The 21,390-nt window shown below is 58.9% G+C and carries 21 protein-coding genes and 3 pseudogenes; 17 read left to right on the top strand and 7 right to left on the bottom strand.

The features are described from left to right. The first annotated feature begins 30 nt into the window (after nucleotides 1–30). The gene (locus FSO04_RS19820) at nucleotides 31–816 is read left to right on the top strand and encodes a tyrosine-protein phosphatase (RefSeq protein WP_154561635.1); all 786 of its coding nucleotides are present in this window, start codon (nucleotides 31–33) and stop codon (nucleotides 814–816) included. Between the two features lie 46 nt (nucleotides 817–862). Here FSO04_RS19820 and FSO04_RS19815 read toward each other — a convergent pair whose 3' ends face one another. The 3 genes from FSO04_RS19815 to FSO04_RS19805 form a co-directional block, all read right to left on the bottom strand. After that, complete coding sequence (locus FSO04_RS19815) at nucleotides 863–1,105, bottom strand: cytochrome C oxidase subunit IV family protein (protein WP_233464914.1); 243 nt, start codon at nucleotides 1,103–1,105, stop codon at nucleotides 863–865. Between the two features lie 48 nt (nucleotides 1,106–1,153). Next, the gene (locus FSO04_RS19810) at nucleotides 1,154–1,753 is read right to left on the bottom strand and encodes a cytochrome c oxidase subunit 3 family protein (RefSeq protein WP_154561631.1); all 600 of its coding nucleotides are present in this window, start codon (nucleotides 1,751–1,753) and stop codon (nucleotides 1,154–1,156) included. Nucleotides 1,754–1,895: 142 nt separating this feature from the next. Beyond that, entirely contained in the window at nucleotides 1,896–2,645 is a 750-nt protein-coding gene (locus tag FSO04_RS19805; protein ID WP_154561629.1) for a hypothetical protein, read from the bottom strand. 740 nt (nucleotides 2,646–3,385) lie between these two features. On the opposite strand from FSO04_RS19805, the gene FSO04_RS19800 reads away from it, so the two are divergent. The 7 genes from FSO04_RS19800 (at nucleotide 3,386) to FSO04_RS19770 (ending at nucleotide 11,579) form a co-directional block, all read left to right on the top strand. Further along, complete coding sequence (locus FSO04_RS19800) at nucleotides 3,386–4,030, top strand: hypothetical protein (protein WP_154561627.1); 645 nt, start codon at nucleotides 3,386–3,388, stop codon at nucleotides 4,028–4,030. Continuing rightward, nucleotides 4,027–6,030, top strand: coding sequence for a DDE-type integrase/transposase/recombinase (locus FSO04_RS19795; protein ID WP_154561729.1), 2,004 nt, complete (start codon nucleotides 4,027–4,029; stop codon nucleotides 6,028–6,030). Before FSO04_RS19800 ends, FSO04_RS19795 begins: the two co-directional genes overlap by 4 nt. Nucleotides 6,031–6,059: 29 nt before the next feature. Next, nucleotides 6,060–7,040 carry an AAA family ATPase gene (locus FSO04_RS19790; RefSeq protein WP_154561625.1) on the top strand — a complete coding sequence of 327 codons (981 nt, stop codon included), beginning with the start codon at nucleotides 6,060–6,062 and terminating at the stop codon, nucleotides 7,038–7,040. Nucleotides 7,041–7,882: 842 nt separating this feature from the next. Further along, complete coding sequence (locus FSO04_RS19785) at nucleotides 7,883–8,773, top strand: class II D-tagatose-bisphosphate aldolase non-catalytic subunit (protein ID WP_233464913.1); 891 nt, start codon at nucleotides 7,883–7,885, stop codon at nucleotides 8,771–8,773. A 151-nt stretch (nucleotides 8,774–8,924) separates the two neighbouring features. Further along, nucleotides 8,925–9,683 (top strand): GolD/DthD family dehydrogenase, encoded by a 759-nt coding sequence (locus FSO04_RS19780; RefSeq protein ID WP_168435751.1) that lies wholly within the window; start codon nucleotides 8,925–8,927, stop codon nucleotides 9,681–9,683. Between the two features lie 216 nt (nucleotides 9,684–9,899). Next, entirely contained in the window at nucleotides 9,900–11,276 is a 1,377-nt protein-coding gene (locus tag FSO04_RS19775; protein ID WP_154561623.1) for an ABC transporter substrate-binding protein, read from the top strand. 72 nt (nucleotides 11,277–11,348) lie between these two features. Continuing rightward, nucleotides 11,349–11,579, top strand: a complete 231-nt coding sequence (locus FSO04_RS19770; protein ID WP_154561621.1) for a hypothetical protein — start codon at nucleotides 11,349–11,351, stop codon at nucleotides 11,577–11,579. Nucleotides 11,580–11,610: 31 nt separating this feature from the next. On the opposite strand, the gene FSO04_RS19765 is transcribed toward FSO04_RS19770, so the two are convergent. After that, nucleotides 11,611–12,522: a LysR family transcriptional regulator gene (locus FSO04_RS19765; RefSeq protein ID WP_154561619.1), complete on the bottom strand. Its 912-nt coding sequence runs from the start codon at nucleotides 12,520–12,522 to the stop codon at nucleotides 11,611–11,613. A 2-nt stretch (nucleotides 12,523–12,524) separates the two neighbouring features. Further along, nucleotides 12,525–13,472 carry a LysR family transcriptional regulator gene (locus FSO04_RS19760; protein ID WP_154561617.1) on the bottom strand — a complete coding sequence of 316 codons (948 nt, stop codon included), beginning with the start codon at nucleotides 13,470–13,472 and terminating at the stop codon, nucleotides 12,525–12,527. Between the two features lie 31 nt (nucleotides 13,473–13,503). Between FSO04_RS19760 and FSO04_RS19755 the strand changes: the two genes are divergently transcribed. The 8 genes from FSO04_RS19755 to FSO04_RS19720 all read left to right on the top strand — a co-directional run bounded on the left by FSO04_RS19755 (nucleotide 13,504) and on the right by FSO04_RS19720 (nucleotide 19,858). Further along, nucleotides 13,504–14,466: an ABC transporter substrate-binding protein gene (locus FSO04_RS19755; protein ID WP_233464912.1), complete on the top strand. Its 963-nt coding sequence runs from the start codon at nucleotides 13,504–13,506 to the stop codon at nucleotides 14,464–14,466. Between the two features lie 33 nt (nucleotides 14,467–14,499). Continuing rightward, complete coding sequence (locus tag FSO04_RS19750; protein ID WP_154561613.1) at nucleotides 14,500–15,198, top strand: amino acid ABC transporter permease; 699 nt, start codon at nucleotides 14,500–14,502, stop codon at nucleotides 15,196–15,198. Nucleotides 15,199–15,201: 3 nt separating this feature from the next. Further along, a complete protein-coding gene (locus FSO04_RS19745) occupies nucleotides 15,202–15,939 on the top strand; it encodes an amino acid ABC transporter permease (protein ID WP_154561611.1) in 738 nt (245 codons plus the stop codon). Next, nucleotides 15,917–16,642 (top strand): amino acid ABC transporter ATP-binding protein, encoded by a 726-nt coding sequence (locus FSO04_RS19740; RefSeq protein WP_154561609.1) that lies wholly within the window; start codon nucleotides 15,917–15,919, stop codon nucleotides 16,640–16,642. Before FSO04_RS19745 ends, FSO04_RS19740 begins: the two co-directional genes overlap by 23 nt. 81 nt (nucleotides 16,643–16,723) lie before the next feature. Continuing rightward, nucleotides 16,724–17,824 (top strand): alanine racemase, encoded by a 1,101-nt coding sequence (locus tag FSO04_RS19735; RefSeq protein WP_154561607.1) that lies wholly within the window; start codon nucleotides 16,724–16,726, stop codon nucleotides 17,822–17,824. Between the two features lie 61 nt (nucleotides 17,825–17,885). Continuing rightward, the gene (locus FSO04_RS19730; protein ID WP_154561605.1) at nucleotides 17,886–18,278 is read left to right on the top strand and encodes a RidA family protein; all 393 of its coding nucleotides are present in this window, start codon (nucleotides 17,886–17,888) and stop codon (nucleotides 18,276–18,278) included. A 23-nt stretch (nucleotides 18,279–18,301) separates the two neighbouring features. Beyond that, nucleotides 18,302–19,087, top strand: a complete 786-nt coding sequence (locus FSO04_RS19725; protein ID WP_154561603.1) for an SDR family oxidoreductase — start codon at nucleotides 18,302–18,304, stop codon at nucleotides 19,085–19,087. Between the two features lie 27 nt (nucleotides 19,088–19,114). Further along, complete coding sequence (locus tag FSO04_RS19720; protein WP_154561601.1) at nucleotides 19,115–19,858, top strand: ribonuclease activity regulator RraA; 744 nt, start codon at nucleotides 19,115–19,117, stop codon at nucleotides 19,856–19,858. A 165-nt stretch (nucleotides 19,859–20,023) separates the two neighbouring features. Here FSO04_RS19720 and FSO04_RS49020 read toward each other — a convergent pair. Beyond that, a pseudogene (locus FSO04_RS49020) lies at nucleotides 20,024–20,114 on the bottom strand (IS6 family transposase); the annotation flags it as partial. Between the two features lie 180 nt (nucleotides 20,115–20,294). On the opposite strand from FSO04_RS49020, the pseudogene FSO04_RS47610 reads away from it, so the two are divergent. Further along, a pseudogene (locus tag FSO04_RS47610) lies at nucleotides 20,295–20,390 on the top strand (IS6 family transposase); the annotation flags it as partial. A gap of 217 nt (nucleotides 20,391–20,607) precedes the next feature. Here the strand turns inward: FSO04_RS47610 and FSO04_RS19710 are convergent. Next, a pseudogene (locus FSO04_RS19710) lies at nucleotides 20,608–21,265 on the bottom strand (IS6 family transposase); the annotation flags it as partial. Between the last annotated feature and the right edge of the window lie 125 nt (nucleotides 21,266–21,390).

Here is a 21,390-nt window from a genome sequence, read left to right as displayed (position 1 = left end):
TCCCCCTTCATCCTAAGATGAGCGACGTTGATGACAATCTCCCCATCGGGGCTTGAAGGCGCACCCAATTTTCGCGACCTCGGTGGCTTTCGTGCTGCCGGCGGCTCTCGCGTTCGACCGGGGCGGCTGTTCCGCTCCGAGTCGCTTGAGCGGCTGACGGATGCCGATCTCGCGCAGGTCGCGAGCCTCGACATTGCGCTGGCGTACGATTTGCGAAATGCTGACGAACGAACACGCGCATCGAATCGATGCCCACCTGGCAAGACACCTGAAACCGTGGCCGGGATTGATTCGCTCGAGTTTGAGGCAGTCAGCGTATTCGGCTGGCGCGAGCGCATCGCCGATCCGACGTTTGATGCAGCGGCCGCTTGCCACTGGATGCAGGATGCTTACGCCAAAATGCCAGGATTGTTTGCCGGGGTTCTCGTCTCGGTATTTGACCGTCTTGGCGCGCCCTCCGCGCCCGCGACCTTGATCCACTGCACTGCCGGCAAGGACCGGACTGGATTTACCAGTGCCATGGTGTTGCTGGCACTGGGCGTTTCCCGTGATGAGGTGTTCGAAGACTACCTCTTGACCCGCAATCGGCGATCTCCCGAAGCATTGTTGCGCACATTGTTGGGCCCAGACCTCACCCGACAGTCGCCAACCACCAGCGCCGCCATGCTCACCATTGCGGATGTCCGCGAAGAGTATCTTGGGGCCGCCCTGCACGCCATCGAACGCGATTTTGGCAGTATGGAGGCCTATCTCGCACTAGCGTGTGGACTGGATTCTACGCGGTCAAGACGCTTGCGTTTGCAGTTGCTGGAATAAGAGCCAGGACATGCCCCGCATGATTCGCCGCATGAATGTCTCAACGTCACAGACGGTGAAAGTCATTCAGTCCGATCCAGTAAACGCCCAGCAGGGCGACAGAAATCACTAGAAGCCATCCTTCAAGAATACCCCGCCAGACGGGTGGGGCGTGTCTGAGTTCCATGAAATCGAGAACGACGAGTCGCCCCTTGAGATAGGCGATCGCCAGAGTGCCCGCACCAGCGGCGAGTCCCACAACGCCGTCGGCACGGAGCCAGAACGTCACGCTGGTTGCGATGATCAGCACTATCCAGGTTCGGTGAAGCGGTTCTCGCAGCAGTCGGAGCATGGCCGGTTACCTCAACAGATAGAGCAGAGGGAAAAGGAAAATCCAGAGCAGATCGACCATGTGCCAGTATGACGCGCCGGTCTCCAGTCCCTTGGTGTTCCGCGCATGGTAGACGCCTTCTTTCGCTTTCATCCACATGACAATCAGGATGATCGTCCCGCCGATGACGTGTAGCAGGTGAATCACCGTCAGGCAGAAATAGAACATGTAGAACGTGTTGGTCGTCATTGTGACGCCGGCGTTGAACTTGGCCGAATACTCGACGTACTTCACCAACATGAAGGCGAAACTTAGCGTTATCCCGACACCGAGATATAGCGATACTTTGGACCGCCTGTTCCTGCGTGCTGCGTGCACGGATAACGCCACAGCCCAGGAACTTGTCACTAAAAAAAACGTGTTGGCGACACCCAAATTCCGATTCAGCGTGAGTTGCGAGGCGTTAAACATCTCGACTTCGAAGAACCGATTCATGATGTAAATGGCGAAGAAGACGCCGAACATAAGAAGCTCGGCAATGATGAAGACCCAGACATCCTTGTCTCCCGGCAGGTGGCGCGCTATGGGGCTTGTGCCAACCGCCGGGGGTGCTGTACCGACCGCCATGAGTCAACGCTCCATGAACAGGCGACGGTTGCCACGCGGATGGCACCTCCGTCGAAAAGATGGGTAGGTAAAACCAGGCACTCCTCCGATCTCGGAACGGCCGAGGTCGGAGGAGATCAGCTTGGACGCCGAATGCGAAACTTCAACTGCCCGTACGGTGCGCGAAGCCGCCAGCTGTTTCCGGAATATCGGAAACAGCCATACGACGGCGAATCTCTTTGATCATGTAGATGCTTGCCGTAATGTACCAACACAGCCAACAAAAATACGGAAAGTAGTAGCTCAGTACACCGCTCCATGCGAAAGGCCCCGTCTGTAGCACGCCAGTCAGGCTTGCCGGGAAGAAGCTGATGCCGCACCAGATTGTCAGGAAGCAGACCCATCGGGGGAACAGCGGAATCTTGCTCTTGTCGGCCAGTCCGACCAGCGCTGCTGCCACCATTTGTAGCGTCGTGCAGGCGTACTGGAGATCGATGCACAGCCAGCCCAGATCGGTGAGCAGTTGAATAGACGCCGGATCCCGTTCGGGTCGGAAAGCAGCGACGGCCCAGAACATGACACTGAAAGAGACCACCATCACTGTTAACCCGCCGCCTAGCAATTGAAGAAAGCTAAGAACCGGGAACTTCCCTTCGATCCGCGCCATTTGTGCGGTGAGTACCGCGGTCCACGGCATGTATAAGACCACCGTGATCATCGAAACGATGAAGCCAAGACGAATTTGACCGAGGTTGGCGAGATAACGCGCTGCCAGGTCCGAGGCGCTCAGCGCTGGCGACGGGTTAGGCAGGTTGTGCCCCAAGACCCCCCAAAAAAAAACGAATGTCACGAGAAAAGCGGGACCGCACCATGCGCTGATGAGCTGATACTTGAGACTCGTTCTGTCATCCATACTCGCTTCTCCTCACGTTGTGTCGATGGCCTCGACGTTGCAGTTCGATCTCGGGACTTCCGCGCGTCTTTAAGCGCAATGATTCGAATCAGACGGACCGTGATCGTCTCGGACGCGGGGAAGCGCCGGCAGTGTCTCCGCCATGGGTGGCGTGCTCCGTTCTATCGACAAGCGCCGCTCGATTCAGGCAAACTAGTACGCAATATGTATAGTGTACATGCGTACTATAGTAGCGGTTGAAAACGTTCTTTGCAAGCGGGACGGCCTGATTGTTACCCCTCGGCGATGGCCAGCCCTCGGCGGGAGTGCGCATTGACCACCAGCACCAGTATTGCGGCCTTAGGCTGGAAGTTCAGCAACGAGGAGAACGAGCTGACCGCGAACCAACTGCCCCCGTAACCGCAGGATGGCGAGGTTCGCTGAGAGTTTCATCTTCCAGGAGGCGATGGGTAGACACGACTAGAAAGGAAGAGCGAATCGTTGAAGATGCCGAACTTTTGGTGGGGGAGGTTCGGTCTTGCTGGCTATAGGCTTAGTGGTATGGATGTCCAGTTGCGCGTTGCCGTAGACCGAAGGAAATCTGTCAACCCTCTGCATAGCACCGGCGGGGCAATCCGTGTTCAGGTTGACATTTTTACGTACGTACCAAGCGGAGCAAAAGTGTCAATTCGCATATATACGTATTAAATTCGTCAATTCGCCTCCTACACTTCGAATCCCGTCTTGAAGGCGTGGATCTCATGGAATTGTCCTTGCCGCTGGTCAAGCCCATCGCGCTCGTGCGACCACGAGGCGCGCATCGGTTCGAAGCATTCAGCGCCAAGCTGCAGCGCCGGGTTACGTTCTGTCGACATTCCCTGCTTGAGTTGTGGGTGCTGTTAGAGACGGATCCGGCGGTGGTCGCTTTCTGCGAGCGTCCCGGTTACATACAGATGGAAGGGCGCCCACGGCTCGCGGATTTTCTGGTTCGTTACGTTGACCATGATGAATTTGCAGTCCTAACAGGCTGTGATGCTGACAGTAGCTTGCGCGAGGCGATGAGTTCCCAACGTTCAATCGATGGCAACGCGTTAGCCATCCGTCGAGTCGGCCCGGCTGAGCTTGCCGCCGGACGGGTCTGGATTGAGAACTGGCAGCGCATGTTGCCCTATGTTGTCGCCAACCATGGCCTTATCTCACCGACGCTGTCGGAGGCGATCGTGCGGTTCGTTGCTGTGCCTCAGAGACTACTTGCCATCGAGCGTGAGTTTTCGACCGGCGATCCGGTTCTGTGCCGTGCGGCGTTGTTTGGCTTGTTGTACAGCGGGCGAGTCAAGGCACCGGAGCTTCACACCCAGCCATTGTCTCTGTTGTCGTCATTTGTAGAGGCGGAGGCAGGATCATGAACCACTGGAAGACCGAGTTGCAGGCGATCGACGTGAGCGTCTGGCCGACCGTTGCGCATACAGAACTCGACGAGGTCGCGCGGCGAGTTTTCGAAAAACGCAGGCAGGCCGTCGTGCGCTATGCCGCCGGAGAGTCGGTCAAATCGATCGAGCTATCAACAGGGGTGAACCGTCGTCAGCTGTACCGCTTGCTTGAACGCGCTACGTTGCCGCACCCGGATGGAAGACCGTATGGTTTCCGCGCTCTCGTGCGTTACACGCGCATCGCGGAATATACGCGGGTAAGAGCCGTGGAGACCGGTCGCGATTGCGGTGGCTATGGGGCAGCAGGAGCGCTATCGCTCCTGTTCGAGCAATACCCGGCCCTGACAGGCTGGCTGCTGCTGAAGCTCAAGCAACGCAAGGTACTGCTCGTAAAGATACATACGGACTCGGGGCTGCGAACCCGTCTAAGCGGTTTGCAAGCGTTGCACGATGAATTTCTCCGCCAATGTCGCACGGTCGGACTGACTGTCGGCGATTACCCATTCAACACCTCAGACAACGCGATCCGTTCCCTGTCGCGACGCGTGAAGGCAGAGTTGTTGCGTCGCTTCGACACAGCAGCGCGGTCGGCAGGCGCTTCGCATCTCAAGGGCTTGCCACGCCCGACCGACGCGGGTGTCACGGCAGCGAGCCGCCCGTATCAGGTGGTCGAATTCGACGGCCACCGGCTTGATATCCGACTTAAGGTGGTCACGCGTGACCCGCTTGGCTTTGAGCATGAGTTCGAGATCGACCGGGCGTGGCTCCTTGTCATCATCGATGTCTGCACACGCGCCGTGCTCGGATATCACATTGCAGTTGGGAAAGAATACAGCCGTTACGACGTCATCAAGACGATCGAGAAGGCTCTGGAGCCACATCGTGAGCGAAGTCTCACCATCGCTGGCCTGACATACGGGCCGCAGGACGGCTTTCCGTCGCAACGGCTACCGGAGCTGGCGTATGCCACCTGGGAATGGATGAAGCTCGACAACGGGAGGGCTAACCTCGCGAACGAGACGTTGACCGCGTTGTGTGAGTTTATCGGGTGTCTTGTTGACGCCGGACCAAAATACAGCCCGGACGAACGGCCTTACATCGAACGGTTCTTCGGCACGATCGCAAGTCGGCTGTCTTCCCGCCTGCCAGGCTACACAGGGTCCCACCCACGCGATCTGCGCAGAGCGCTGAGCGACCCCAAGGGTAACCTGCGGTTGTATGTCTCGTTCGACGAGCTTGAAGAGTTGGTCGAATATGCCATCGCGAGTTACAACGGTACGCCACACGGCGGCCTGAACAACGTCACGCCTCTTGAAGCGATCGGGTATTTCGTGCGCGGCAAGCAGACGCTGGTAACGTGGCTGGCCGAGCATCACCGTCGCACCCTTTGCCTGATGCAGTCGGCGCGGCGGTGTCGCGTTCGGGCGTATCTCGACCAGGGCGTGCGTCCTCACATCAATCTGCATGGTGCCCGCTACACCAACCGCGTGCTCGCCACAAGCACGCACCTCATCGGCCAGCAGTTGCTCGTCTATATGAACACGGACGATCTGCGCTGCGTCCGGGCATTTCTGTCCGATGGCGCTGAACTGGGCGTGCTTGACGTGCTAGGGTCATGGTGTCTGATTCCGCACAACCTCAAGCTACGCCAGCAAATCCTGAAGCAGGCAGGCGAACGCCGTCAACGTGGAGCGGGCGCGCCAGACCCGATCGAAGCCTATGTTAAGGAAAAGCTGGCAGGTGCAAAGACAGCGCGGAAGGCGGCGACAGAACTTGCCAACGTCAACCGATTGATTGGGTCGGCGTCGACTGCGAAAACTCCACCGGGCCCGGCGCGCCAGCCTGAAACAGTAGTCGCCCCTGCGCTGGAAGCCACGGCGACATCCGCCGCCCCGACCGACGGTGTCGTTGATCGTGCACAAGGCACCGCGGCCCGACCCCGCAAACTGTCAATCGGCACCGGTCAGGTATTTTAGTTCTGGACTTTGCTTTTGGGAGGTGAGTCATGTCGCTTCAGATACCGCGCCCGATCGACCAGTCGCTGCACCCGCTCGTGACTGGCAATTACCGTATCGCCACGCCCGCCATTGAGGCCTTCTATGAGCTGGTCATCCGCTGTCTGCGCTACCGGATCATGGGCGCTCTGATCTACGGCCCGTCCCGGATCGGCAAAACGCGCGCGATTGAATACGTTCGCCTGCTGTTAGCGCAGAACCATCCAAAGATGACGAGCTACCACGCGCAGTGCGAGCATAAACCGCGGCACGCAGAAGGGCCGTTCTTTGCAAACCTGCTTGAGGCCGTCGGCGACCCGGATCCCAACGCAGGTACAAATCCATCAAAACGCATGCGCTTGTCGCTGAGGATACGGGAGGCAGCGGCGCGCGCTGGCAGCGGAACGGTGCTCCTGTTCTGCGACGAGGCCCAGCGCTACAACGAAAACGAGTACGAGTGGTTGCGAGATGTTCACGACGCGCTCGACCGGCAGCAGATCAAACTGTTCACGTTCCTCGTCGGCCAGCAGGAACTCCTCGCGCAGAAAACCGGGCTGCAGATCGCAGCCAAAACCCAGATCGTTGCGCGCCTGATGGTCGAGGAGCTGTCATTCCACGGTATCCGCAACGCCGGGGATGTCGCGACGTGCCTGAACGGATACGACCAGACCGCCTACCCTGAAGCAAGCGAGTGGAGCTTCACACGGTTCTATATTCCACAGGCGTTCGACGCCGGGTATCGTCTTGTCAGTGATGCCGACACGCTTTGGCGGACGTTCGAAGCGGCGCACCACAAGGCAAGTCTGCCTGGGCGCCTGGAGATTCCGATGGAGTCGTTCGCACGCGTCGTTGAGATCGTCCTGAAAGAAAGCGAACTCAAGGACGGGCTCGGCTATTGTCCGGAACCCGCTTTGTGGGCCTACGCGGTACATCACTGCGGCTATGTTCAATCACGCCATGCAACCGGTCGCGTCCTCATCGCCGCCGCGTAGCGTTGCGGAGCTAACGCGGCTGAGTTTTCCAATTCTCACGCTTGAGGAGCGCTCGCTAACGCCCGCGCTCGGGTACGTTCTCAACAAGAAATGGCTCGAGCCGTACGAGTCCATAGTTTCGATCTTGTGGAAGTTCAAGACGGCCAACGCGCTTCCCGGGTACGCTCTCGCACGACTGCTGGGGCCGCGTGTGGATCCGTACGAAGGGGTGGCGCCGCAACTGGAAGCGATCGAGCTTGAGCGCTTACGCAGCACCCTTGATCTGCCGGTGAAAGCCCTGCGTGCTGCGCTCCTGCCGGCACTTCAGCATCGGCCTTGTAGCGAGTCATTCCGCTACGGCCGCCGATGCATCGCTTGTGGGTACCACAGCGCGCTCTACCAGATTGAAAGGGTTATCGTTTGCCCCGCACATTCGTTGCCTCTCGAGGTAGCTTGCCGGAGGTGCGGGTATGAAGCGCCGTATCTACTAAACGTGCGCCTGCTCGAGACACCTTATCGCTGTGCAGAGTGCGGAGCACGGTACGGCAGTAAGAAATGGTCACCGGACAGGATACAACCGTTGTCGGGGGAGCATCGACGGGCGATCACGCGGGTCTATATCGAGCGGGGGTTACTGTAGGGCGGCCGAAGCGAGCTTTGACGCGTCGCTTGGGTCGAGGGCCATGGTGACGCCCGAGGAAATTTCGGTTGTCTGCGCGCTCGCCGCAGTCGCCGCCGCCGCCAGTTCGCTTGCTGGCGCGCACCAACAAAACGATCAGATTGCTGTCAGCACTGTAATTTAGGCCGATTGACACAATTACTGCCGAAACGGTGACACTTTTGCGTCGGTCTACGACACCAGCATGAGTTGTGCTGGCGATCCGGAGCGTCTCTCGGACGATGTCGTTGCCGAGAGAGCTGCGCGCCTGTGTGCAATCGCCGAAGCAACTGCCGGGCGAGAAGGTAAAAAGGAAAAACCGGTGTATATCATTGGCACGGAGGTTCCGGTTCCGGGTGGCGCGGCCGAAGAACTCGATACCGTCGACGTAACCAATCCGGATGCCGCGCTGGATACCGTCGCGGTGCACCGCAGCGCGTGGCGCGATCGTGGCCTTGACGCTGCGTGGCAACGTGTGATCGCCCTCGTCGTTCAACCCGGCGTTGAGTTCGATCATACGAAGGTCGTGGATTACAAGCCTGAGCTTGCCACGAAACTTTCCAGTGTTCTTGAACAGTTGCCCGGCATGGTCTTCGAAGCTCACTCCACTGACTATCAGAAGCCGGAGTCCCTCGCCGCGCTGGTACGGGATGGCTTTGCAATTCCGAAAGTTGGCCCTGGCGTCACCTTTGCCCTGCGCGAAGCTATTTACGCACTTTCCGATATCGAAGTCGAACTCGTTGCCCCAGTGGCAAGGTCGAACCTGCGCGAGATAGTCGAGAGGGTCATGCTTTCCAAACCAGGTAACTGGGAGAAGTATTACCACGGTGAAGAGCAGGAAAAGCGGCTGCTGAGAACTTACAGCTATAGCGACCGGGTCAGATATTACTGGGCGGACCCGGAGATCGACACTGCGGCTCAGAAGCTGATCAGCAATCTGACCGACGTCACGATTTCCGAGAATCTGCTCAGCCGCTACCTGCCGGAACAATACTGGCAATTCCGGCGGGGGCTGATCGATGCGTCTCCGTTGAGCCTCATTCAGAGCAAGATTCGCGAAGTCATTGGCGCGTACGCCGCCGCGTGCACAGCATGAAACGCATCTCGCGCAGACCAGACCGAATGCCTGGGGCGTGGCGAGAGAACTCAGAAACCGTATGCGGCCGGAACGTGTCGATCCACCGCTTTGGCGGCATGCAAGCTTGTGCAATTGAAAAATTCGGCAACAAACGATCAAGGAAACCATCGTGGCTACCCACTCAAATACCGCCTACGATTTCTCAGATACCGTCGTCGTTATTACCGGCGCCGCAGCTGGCATCGGCCACAAGACAGCTGAGATGTTTGCGCAAGCAGGCGCCACTTTGGCGCTTATGGATATCTCTCCATCGATTGGGGCGGTCGCTTCCTCGTTTGGTCCGAAGCATCATGGCTGGACCGTTGACATTACCGACGCCGAACTGGTTGCCAGCGTTGCTTTGGAGGTCAAGGAGCGGTTCGGCCGCGTGGACGTACTGGTCAACAACGCGGGTATCGGACCGCTCGCTCCTGCGGAGAACTTTCCTCTGGCGACTTGGGACAAGACGATTGCCGTCAATCTGACTGGCGCGTTTCTCGTCGCGCGCGCGTTTGCGTCCGATATGCTCGCGAGAAAACGAGGACGAGTCATCAATCTGGCATCCCAGGCCGCCGTGATCGGGATCGAGGGTCACCTGGCCTACTGCGCGAGCAAGGCCGGAATCATCGGAATGACAAATTGCATGGCGCTTGAATGGGCACCGGGGGGCGTAACAGTCAACGCCATTTCACCTACGGTGGTGGAGACCGAACTGGGATTGAGCGGCTGGGCCGGAGAAACAGGCGAGCGGGCCCGAGCCACGATCCCGACACGCCGATTTGCGAAGCCCGCCGAAATTGCCGCTGCAATCATGTACCTGGCCAGCGCGGAGGCGGCCATGATCAACGGTGCGAATTTGATGATCGACGGCGGATACACCATTACTTGAGCACGGTGGATGAGCGCTGAGAAAGAGGGATGGGATTTGTTCTTTGGTATTTACATGGCGACTATTTAGTAATGCACATTTAAAGTTTCGTGGCTATTTGACAAAAAGACTGTTGGATTGAAAAGGTAAGTGTCTTGGCTCTTTCTCGTTAGTCTTGTTAGTTGATAGCGCGATATTCGGGTTCGCTCGGAGAGCATTGTGCGAAGCCCATGTCCAATGGAAACTAAGGAGACAGGAACGAATGCGAAATTTCACTTTAATCGGCGAATCTTGCGTACGCTATTCCGGCGCTTCACGGCGATTGCCGCAGTGTGCGGCGTCCTGGGCGCAAGTGGCGCCGCCAATGCAGTCACGGTGACGATCGGGGTGCCCAACAACAACGATCGGATCGAGCTGAAAAAGCTGTCGACGTCATTCGAGAAGGCGAATCCAGATATCAAACTTAACTGGGTGGTTCTGGAGGAAAACGTCCTGCGGCAGAGGTTGACAACGGACATCACGACCAACGGTGGTCAGTTCGACGTGCTGATGATCGGATTGTACGAGGCACCGTTATGGGCAAAGCGCGGGTGGCTGGTTCCGATGAATAACCTGCCGGCGGACTATGCTGTCAATGACCTGTTCAAGAGCGTACGCGACGGCTTGTCGTATGACGGCAAGCTGTTTGCGCTGCCTTTCAATGCAGAAAGTTCCATGACGTTTTACCGCAAGGACCTGTTCGCGGCAAAGGGTTTGACGATGCCGGCGCAGCCGACCTACGGACAAATCGCGGCACTGGCCGATAAGCTGACGGACCGGAGCAACGGCGTCTACGGCATTTGCTTGCGCGGCAAGGCCGGCTGGGGGGAAAGCATGGCCTACGTCGGGACCCTCGTCAACACGTTCGGTGGCCGCTGGTTCGACGAGAAATGGCAGGCTCAAATAACGTCGCCTGAGTGGAAGAGTGCGATCGACTTTTACGTCAACCTGATGAAGAAGAACGGCCCTCCTGGCGCGAGCTCGAATGGCTTCAATGAAAATCTCTCGCTGATGTCAAGCGGCAAGTGCGCTATATGGATCGATGCGACATCGGCTGCGGGTATTCTCTATAACCCCAAGGAATCTTCCATCGCCGATAAGGTCGGGTTTGCGGCGGCACCTGTTCAGGCTACGCCCAATGGCGCGCATTGGCTGTGGTCGTGGGCGCTGGCGGTTCCGAAGACATCGCGATCGCAGGATGCCGCAAAGCGGTTTATCGAGTGGGCGACCTCGAAGGAATACATCAAGATGGTCGGGGCCGATATTGGTTGGGCGTCGCTGCCGCCCGGCACCCGGCTCTCGACTTATCAAATCCCCGAATACCAGAAGGCGGCTCCGTTCTCGGAGTTCGTTCGCAACGCGATCGAGACCGCCGATCCCACCCATCCGACGGCGAAGTCCGTTCCTTATACAGGTGTCCAGTTCGTAAGCATTCCTAAATTCAAGGCGTTCGGCACGGCCGTCGGCCAGGCCATTTCCGGCACGCTTGCTGGACAGACGAGCGTCGATCAGGCACTCGCGGCAGGCAATGCGGCAGCCGATCGCGAAGTGCGTCAGGCTGGCTACCAGAAGTAATGCCGGAATGTTCTGGAAATGCGGGGCGCTGGCAACGGCCAGTGCCGCCGCGAACTCCCAGATGAGACGATCATGCAGCAAGTTGCTTCTTCCGCTGAACTGCCTGTCGCACAAGCTGGTGGGCTGGACCAGAAAGGTTCATCATCCGCCCGCTGGCTGGTATCGCCCTCGGTCTCAGTACTGGTGATTACCGTGGTCGTCGGCGCCGCGACGCGGCGGGAAATCCTCTATCAGGACAGGCTCGGGTCGTTGGTTTCATGGCCGGGATTATCTCGCGTCCCCGGCAAGCAGCCCGCGAGTTGACAGTACCTAGGCGGGATGCGGCGGGTTGCACTTAACTCGCTGTCGGTTGTTGCACACCTGAACTAAAGTCACAGCAACGCCGTGCAATGTCGGCGACCATGTGCCCCAGCGCGGAATGAGATTGCTTCAAGAAAATCGCGTCGTAGCGAACCATCGGTGCAGGAGGGTTGGTCATCACGATCTGCATCAGCCGGTTCTGAATTTGCTGCCTGAAAAGGTCGACCGGCAGCAAGCTCACGCCAACCCCGGCCGCCACGAGGCCGCCCACTACCACCGCATTGTTGCCGCCGCAAATACGCTCAGGCTCGACGCCCGCACTTTCGAAGCTCCTGGAACTCAGGATCGTGATGATGGATGCCGGAATCTGCTCGATGACCGGAACAGTGCCCAGTTCGTGCAGCGACACTGTGCGCTCGCTGTCGAACGCACCGGGACGGCAGAACCACGCGAAGCGGGCACTCCCGAGCATCACGCGCTCGACTGATGCGGGCAGCTCTGCGTCGGGCAAAATCGCGAAGTCGAGGCGTCCATCGATCACCCGCTCTTGCAGCGGCCCGGACATGTCGACATGGGGTTGCAGGATGAGATTTGGAAAGAGCTCGCGCATCTGCTGGAGGAACGCTGGGAACCACGTCAACGCAACCAGTTCGGTCAGGCCGATGTGTAGCACGCGGGCCATATGCCGGTCGGCGTCCTGATAGGCTTCCAGTCGCCCAATGCTGTCCAGCAAGCCTTCGCACAGCGTGAACATCTCGTGTCCTTTCGCGGACAACCTTGCTTTCTTGCCGCTCCCTTCGAACAAACGTGCTGCGGACTTCGCTTCGACATCCTGCAGGCGCTTGGTCGCTGCGGACTGCGTGATATGGAGCTTGTCGGCCGCCCGCTGAACGGTGCCGAGCTTCGCTACCCAGTAGAACGTCTCGATCTGCTTGACGGTCAGCATCGTTATTCAGCCTCGTTGACGAGCGATTCGCGTGCGCGTGCGTCCTGATAGCGCATTCCATAATCACACATCACGCGCGCGAGGGTAATGACCTTGCGGTGGAACGGTGTCAACGCGTCTTGCCGCGCGACGGCGACATAGCGCACCGGTGGCATCACCGGTGTCACATGGACGGCACGCAACAGACCCAGCGTCACGAGTTCACCGGAGATGGCGTCTGGCAGACAGGCGATACCCAAACCTGCGCTCGCCATGCCGCCAAGCGCCGCGAAGTTGTTGCAGGTCAGGATGCTGCGCGGTTGCACACCGTTGCGCTCGAGCCATTTGCTCATGACATGTCCCACCGCCGAGTCGGCAGACTGCGACAGCAGCGTCAACTGGCCGAGTTCCGATACGGCGAGCCTGCGCCGCTTGAGGCTGAACGTGGGACTGCAGAACCAGCCGTTACGCACGTTGGCGAGCGGGAACCTCACCATGTCCGCCCAGCGTGGCGTGTCGGGCACGATGGCCAGATCCAGCTGCGCCAGTTTGAGCTTTTCGTAGAGTTCCACAGCGACGCCACCCACCTCCAGTTCGACATCCACCAGCGGATAGGTAGAACGCAGTGCATCGATGAAGCCAGGCAACCAGGTCAGCGCGGCGAGCTCAGTCACGCCCAGCCTTAACGAGCGCCGCAATACTTTCTCGCTCGCATACTGACTCAACAGGGCATCACGTTGCTGAAGAATCGTGCGCGCCTGCGAGAGTATCTCGAGACCGTCGACGGTCAGCCGTGCCGATCGCGAACCACGGTCGAATAGCGGCTTCGGGAACCGGCTCTCCAGCTCGCGAACGTGGCGCGACACACCGGACTGAACGCTGCCGAGCTTGCGCCCGGCCGCCTCGAATGAGCCCATATCCGCGATTGCAACCAGTGCTTCGAGTTGCAGGAAAGTGATCTGGTGTGCCACGTGGCCCCTCTTAAATTGATCTCATTTTGGAATGGATAAGTATGCACAAATATCTCTTTATTTGGGATTTTGTTCGGCCAAGAATACATTCTCCAAGTCCCCTTCTATGCAGATCGAGCACATCAACAGCTCGCGGTTGCGCTTTGAAGCACCTGTCTACGGAGATCGCATGAAATCGTCTAACAAACTAGCCGCGGCATTGCTTGGCCTCACCCTGACCCTGCTTACGGGTACAGCACAGGCAGACCAGCTTGCAGACATCAAGGCGCGCGGAACGCTGGTATGCGGGGTACTGGCCAACTTCGAGCCATTCGGCTTTCAGGATCCGGCGTCTCGGGAGATCGTTGGTTACGACGTCGACTACTGCAAGGGCGTCGCGAAGGCTTTGGGCGTCAAGCCGCAGTTGCAGGTGGTGTCGATGGAGGCCCGCATTCCGGAACTGCTGCAAGGCCGTGTCGATGTACTCGCCGCGGTGCTCGGCTACTCCCCGGCGCGCGCCGAACAACTCACATTCACGCATCAGTACTACGTCGCCAAGCAGGTCATTGCCGTGAAGACAGGTGGCCCGTTCAAAGCGCGGGACGATCTCGACGGCAAGCGGGTCAGTACGATCAAAGGCTCCAGCAATATCGCCATCATGGGGCGGGTCATGCCGAGCGTGCAGCTCGTCAGCTATGACGACTCGCCGTCGGCTTTCCTGGCCATGGTGCAGGGCAAGGTCAATGGCTTTGTCGTCTCCGAACCCATCATGCATCGCTTTGCCGCGAAACTCGGTCACGACACCAATGTAGAGGCGCTGTCGCCGCCGGTGGGTCTCGAATACTGGGGACTCGGTATCAAGAAGGGCGAGCCAGCATTGCTCGACGCGGTGAACAACGCGCTGGACGGAATGGAAAAATCAGGCGAAGCACAGCAGATTTTCGATAAATGGCTTGGCCCCAACACGATCTATCAGCTGCATCGCGATTTCAGGATCGGGTCGATCAAAGGCTGACCTCCATGTCGTCCTGTGTAATGAGGATTACTCATGTTAGCGCATCTCAACTTCTCGAGCATCTTCACAGATCAGAATCTGAAGCACCTCATGTGGGGATTGCAGTACACCGTGTTGCTCACACTGACGAGTTGGCTGCTCGCGGTCGCGCTCGGCACGGTGCTGGCGACGCTGCGCGCGATAGGTAACCCGTTTATCGAGCGGGTCGTCGCCGGCTACGTTGCCTACCATCAGAACGTGCCGATGCTTGCGCAACTGTTCCTCTGGTATTTCGGGTTTCCAACGTTGCTTCCGGAAATCGCGCAAGGATGGATTAACGCCCATGGGGGCGAATTCATCTTCGCGTCGATTGCCATTGGCCTGTGCATGGCGGCGTACTACTCGGAGGATATTAGAAGTGGCCTGCGGGCAGTACCGGCTGGTCAACTTGAGGCTGCCCGCTCGCTGGGTTTGACCTTTCCGAAGTCGATGCGTTACGTGATCCTGCCGCAAGGTTTTCGCATCGCCATGCCGCCGTTCATCAATCATACGGTGGTGCTCTTCAAGAATACGAGTCTGGCGATGGCGATTGGGGTTGCGGAGTTGACATACACGGTACGCGACATCGAGAACCAGACGTTTCAAACCTTTGAGATCTATCTCGTTGGAACGGTCATCTACCTGGCCATTTCATTGGGTCTGATGGGCGTGGGCGCGGCGGTCACGCGCCGCACCCGTATCTTGGCGAAATAAGCGATGCTCGACATACTCATCCACAACGCGCATTTCCTGCTGCTCGGGCAATATCCGAACGGCCCGGTCGGTGGTCTCGCGCTCACGCTGATTCTCGCACTGCTCGGTCTCGCTTTTGCCTTTCCGCTTGGCCTGCTGTTGGCGTTATGCCGGGTCTCGCCCTACAGGGTGTTGAGCGTGCCATCGACGGTGCTCGTCTATATCGTGCGCGGTGTGCCGCTTGTAATGCTGGTGTTCTGGAGTTATTTCCTCGTGCCGGGTCTGATCGGCCATCTGGTGAGCGCATTTACGACCATGGTCGTCACGCTGGTGATCTATCAGGCGGCCTACCTGAGTGAGATTTTCCGGGCCGGCATCGAATCCTTGCCCAAAGGGCAGACCGAGTCCGCACGCTCGCTCGGGATGAGTTACGGCGCGACGATGCGTCACGTGATTCTGCCGCAAGCGCTGTACAACATGCTGCCGACTATTCTCAGCCAATGCGTATCGACGGTGAAGGACACATCGATAGGTTATGTGATCAGTGTCCAGGAACTGACGTTTTCGGCCCAGCAGATTAACGCCCAGCTTCTTACACAACCGTTTCATGTTTTCTTCATTCTCGCGCTGACCTACTTCGTGGTGTGCTACACGCTCACCCAATGCGCGCACGTCATGGAACGTCGCATCGCGCATCGGCGTGCCTCAGGAAAGATGCAAAAAGTCAGGAGCGTCATCAATGATTCAATTCTCCAAAGTTAATAAGTGGTACGGCGAGTATCAGGCGCTCGTCGACGTCACTGCAGAGGTGAAGCGAGGCGAGGTGGTGGTCGTGTGCGGCCCTTCCGGGTCGGGCAAGTCGACGCTGATCCGTACCGTCAACCGCCTCGAGGAGATTCAGGGGGGCGGGATCACGGTCGACGGAACCAGCGTCCATCAGGCTTCGTTGAACCTGAACCGGTTCCGCACCCGTATCGGCTTCGTGTTTCAGCAGTTCAATCTGTTTCCTCATTTGTCGGCGCTCGACAACGTGTGCCTCGCGCCGACGAAGGCGGCCGGAAAAAGCCGCGCGGAGGCGAAGCGGCAGGCATTGGCACTGCTCGATCGCGTGGGTTTGGCTAGCAAGGCGAACTCATATCCGCAGCAGTTGTCTGGAGGGCAGCAGCAACGCGTTGCGATCGCTCGCGCATTGGCAATGGAGCCGCCGGTGATGCTCTTCGACGAGCCGACGAGCGCGCTTGATCCTGAGATGGTTGGCGAGGTGCTCAGCGTCATGAAATCGCTTGCCAGAGATGGGATGACGATGATGTGCGTGACCCACGAGATGGGATTCGCGCGCGAGGTGAGCGACAGCGTCTGGTTCATGGATCGCGGCGCGATTCTCGAGGTGGCCGATCCGCAAACGTTCTTCCGGTCTCCACAGCACCCGCGTGCGCAGGCATTCCTGTCCGACTTGCGCCACTAGCCAACCGTCATCGATGCGAGTTCGTTCTCCGATGAGATTCATACACGCGAGGCGACGTCGATGCTCCCTGATTATTACTCTATGACAACAGACAACCCGTTCAATCCGGTTGCCGTGGATCTGGTGCCTGCGGTCTCAACGCCTTGCTTTGTGGTGATGGAGGACCGCGTCCTGCACAATCTGAAGGTCACTGCGCAAGCGTGCGGCGGCGTCGAGCGGCTAATGCCGCATGTGAAGACCCACCGCGCTGCGTGGCTTGTTGCATTGCTGCTGACCAATGGCGTCGACGCTTTCAAAGCCAGTACGCTCGCCGAGGTCGAAATGGTACTGGCTGCAGGTGCCACACGCGTCACCTGGGCGTTCCCGACCGTCAATCCACAGAACGTCGGCCGTTTTATCGAATTGGCGTCGGTGTTTCCGAAGGCCGAACTCACGACCCTCATCGATTCCCGCGAGGGACTGGACGTATGGACGCGGCTACTCGACGGCGCCCCGTCCTCCGTCCGCCTGCGTATCGATCTCGATCCCGGAATGGGGCGCACAGGCGTCGCGATGGACGAGGCAGCGCTCGAACTCGCGCGCGGGGTGGAGCGACTTGGTCGGCTTGCGGGGTGGCATGTTTACGACGGCCACATCCGGGGCGCGTATGACGAGCGCAAAGCCGAAGTGGAGAAACTTGCCGGTACGCTGGAGTTTCTGCAGTCTAGCCTGCGCGAAGACGGCATCGATGTCGACGTCGTCGGCGCATGCAGCTATACGTTCGACCTGTGGCCGCGCTCTGTGATGCAGTACGTGTCGCCGGGCACCTGGGTGTATTCGAACGCCCAGCACCTGAGGGAGCTATCGCATCACAACTGGGTTGCGGCCGGGTTTGTGTTGACAACGGTTGTTTCAACGCGCAATGGCACGTCGACATTGGACGCCGGCAGTAAGGCGATCTCACCGGACAAACCGCTGCGGCAGCGTTTTGACGGCGTCGGCGAGATCGTGATGATGAACGAAGAGCACACGGTAATCCGCAGCGACGCGCTTCACACCGGCGACAGGCTGTTACTGATCCCGGAGCACACGTGTACCACCGCCTACCTGTACAGCAATGCCCTGGTTCGATCTCTTGACGGACAGTGGGAATACCGCGATCAGCTCGGCAACGAACGTTCTGTTGTCGCGTTGACGCGGTAACTGCCAAAAGGCGAGTACATGCGGACCCTGTCCATACTCCTCCCAACTCGAGACCTCACACATGACCGAATCAAGCAAGCAACCGTCCACGGGCGGTCACTACAGTCTATGGCGCCGCGCAGGCGGACTGATTTTCGTGGCAGGTCAGGTTCCGCGAGATCCTGAGCGAAACATTATTGGCGACACGATCGAAGAGCAAACAACCGCGGTGCTCAACAATTTGCGTCTTGTCCTGGAAGACGCCGGCACTGATTTCAGCCGACTTGTTCGCGTCCAGGTGTATCTGTCGGACATTGGCGAATTCCAACGCTTTAACACCGTATACGCCCAGGTGATAGGCACTGCCGCTCCCGTACGAACCACTATCGGGTGCGCGTTGAATGGCGTGCGTATCGAAATTGATGCTGTTGCGGAACCCGGTGACGCACCGATCCGCCCAGCAGTAAATAGTTAACCAGTTTCTCACAGGGAAAGACGATGGACCTACAGTTAAAAGATAAGACCGCTCTCGTGCTTGGTGGTGGTGGCGGTCTTGGTGGCGTCATCTCGCGAACGCTTGCGGCCGAGGGCGTTCGCGTTGCCGTTGCCGACATTGATCTGGCGGCGGCCGAAAAGACCGCAAAGGCGGTGAGAGAGGCGGGCTCGCATGCTATTGCGCTTCAGTGGGATCTTGGAGATCTGTCTACCGTGGACAGTCATATCACCCGGATCGAGGACGAACTGGGGTCTATCGACATACTGGTGAACAATACCGGAGGCCCCCCTCCGACGCCGGCGCATGGACAGGATGCAGCACTGTGGCGCAAGCACTTCGAGAGCATGGTCTTGTCGGTGGTATCCATCACCGACCGGGTGCTTCCGGGAATGCGCGAACGTGGTTTCGGCAGGGTCATCACCAGCACCTCATCGGGTGTTGTCTCGCCCATACCGAACCTCGGGTTGTCAAACGCACTGCGCATGTCCCTTGTCGGCTGGTCGAAAACACTGGCGCGAGAAGTCGGTCGCGATGGCGTTACCTGCAACATCGTGCTGCCCGGACGTATTGCCACCGATCGCATACGCTTCCTTGACGAGGCCAAAGCCGGGCGCGAAGGACGATCAGTCGAGGACGTTGCAGCCGAGAGCACTGCGTCGATTCCGGTGGGGCGCTACGGCGAGCCGCAAGAGTACGCAGATGTGGTGACCTTCCTTGCGAGTCCTCGAGCTTCATACATTACTGGCTCAACAGTCCGGATCGACGGCGGCCTCATCGCCAGCATCTGATCACTTTTTCTTGGGAAGCGCCAAACCATGACCATCGACTCACTTCCGCTCGACGAAAAAATCGTTGCAACCCTCTCGGGCGTATCTACGGCCACGCTTACGACGGTCCTGCTCAAGCATGGTCTTCGCAACGTGTGGCTTCGCGGTACCCGACCGATAGCGGAAGGTCAGCCACGGCTCGTCGGCCGTGCATTCACCCTCCGTTTCGTGCCGGCCCGGGAAGACCTTGCGACCCCCGCTTCGTGGGGCTCGCCCATTTCAACCCGCGCGGCTATTGAAGCAATGCCACGTGGCTGTATTGCCGTAGTGGGCGCACTGGGCGTAACCGATGCGGGAATCTTCGGCGATATTCTCTGCGCACGGATGCACATGCGCGGAGTCGCAGCGCTTGTCACGGACGGCGTGGTTCGGGATATTGCGGGTGTGCTGAATACCGGCCTGCCAGTATGGTGTCAGGGTACCGCATCGCCACCCTCAGTGGCCGGCCTGACGTTTGTCGGCTGGCAGGAACCTATCGACTGTGGCGGCGTCGCGGTATTTCCAGACGACGTAATCGTGGTCGACCGGGATGGCGCTGTGCTTATTCCGGCCGCGCTTCTTGACGAGGTTGTTGCTGCGTCCGTCGAACAGGAGCGACTGGAAAACTGGATCATGAGCGAGGTCGAAAACGGCGCTGCGTTGCCAGGCCTCTATCCGCCGAATGAGGCAAACCGGGCGCGCTATGATGCGACGAATGTTTCATTGGGCGGTGCGTCGAAGGTCGGTGGGTAACTGCTGCTGCTCCGACCTACGTTCATTTGAACGGAGCCTTCAGCCGGTCGATCTCGGACCGCGTTTGCGGTCGCACGCCTCGCCACCGCGACATGTGCAGGGCGCCCCTCAACAGACTCCGTCGCACTAGGGAGGGGTGCAGAAGCCGCAAAAGAGTGTCCGCGTTCAACCAGTACCATCGCACACAAAGAATGATCACGTCACGGTCAAAGTGACGGCCGGCGAACAGCCCGTCCAAACTCTTCAGCCTGCTCATAGCGGCCCCTCAAATCGAGCAGCTCGACACTCTACCCGATTCGTTAATCGCTATTTGCACCACAGCCGTCGGGACCTCCCGGCGTGTACTGACGCTTGCGCGGGGGACAGATGAAGGGTCCTGTCACGTTGAAGAGGCGGTCTGGCGAGATAGCGACACGGCTACCGCTTTCCGGCGGCGATCATCAGATACGCGGTGCGCTGGTACTGTCGGTTCAACCTGAGCTTGCTTGATATCGAGGAGTTGCTGCTTGAGCGCGGCGTGAGGGTCACGTACGCTCCGGAGGAAGTCCCCTAGGGGGACGGACGCAAGTTTTATGGTTGAAAACTGTCAATATCGGAAGTTATTTGAGTAACAGACCCAGCGAACGGCCTCGGTTTTGATCGCTAAATTTGCCCAAAACGGAAGTTATTTGGTTAATTTTCCGGAAGCCAATTGAGTTCCTCTACAACTAGCGGGCCTTCGTCGATGTTGATGCATAAGGCACTGTGGCTCAGAAAGTATTCGACGGAGCTTGGGTGACATTGGTGAATTCGCGCCATGCGACGAACCGGGCCGCGAGGTGTTTGCGATAGAGAGGCGCGCAGCAGATGTCGTTTCAGTGCGAAGTGCTGCCGGATCGGACCGAAGCTCGACAGGAAGGCCTGCGTGCGCTTCGGGTCGCGAAAGCCTCGCATGCGTCGCTCGCGCTCCCGCGTGGGCTGATGGCTGTTCTCCGCACGGTTGTTGACACGGGTCGCAGCCTTGACGAACACGTGCTTCACGCCGACCAGCTCCGGGATGTCGGCTTTCGCCGCCGGATAGCTACGCAATTGATCGGTGACGATCTTGCGTGGCACCGGGTTCGAGCGCAGCACCCGCTTGAAGAAACGTTTGGCGGCGGCCTTGTCGCGCCGCGTTTGCAGCAGGATGTCGAGTTCGACGCCGTGCTCGTCGACTGCACGCCAAAGCAGGTACGGCTCGCCACGCAGGGTGACGAACATCTCGTCGAGGTGCCACGTGCTACCCGGCTTGCGGCGCGCCGCTTTCACCCGATTGGCAAAGCCCGCGCCGAACTTCTCGCACCAGCGGCGAATCGTCTCGTAGCTGACCGTCACGCCGCGCTCGAACAGCAACTCTTCAATGTCGCGCAAGCTGAGCTGGAACCGAAAGGCAGTATGACTTTGCGTGAGGCAAGGGCTGGCCCGCCGTGGGGAAACTGAACGCGGGTTAGCATTGCTGTCAGAGCCGCACGGGCGTGGACTGGGCCATGCCCCGGCGATTCCCTCCACGGAGG

The sequence above is a fragment of the Paraburkholderia madseniana genome (assembly GCF_009690905.1).
In the GTDB taxonomy this organism is placed as follows: domain Bacteria; phylum Pseudomonadota; class Gammaproteobacteria; order Burkholderiales; family Burkholderiaceae; genus Paraburkholderia; species Paraburkholderia madseniana.
The sequence above is the reverse complement of the archived record's forward strand: the minus strand, read 5'-3'. Positions and strand labels throughout refer to the sequence as shown.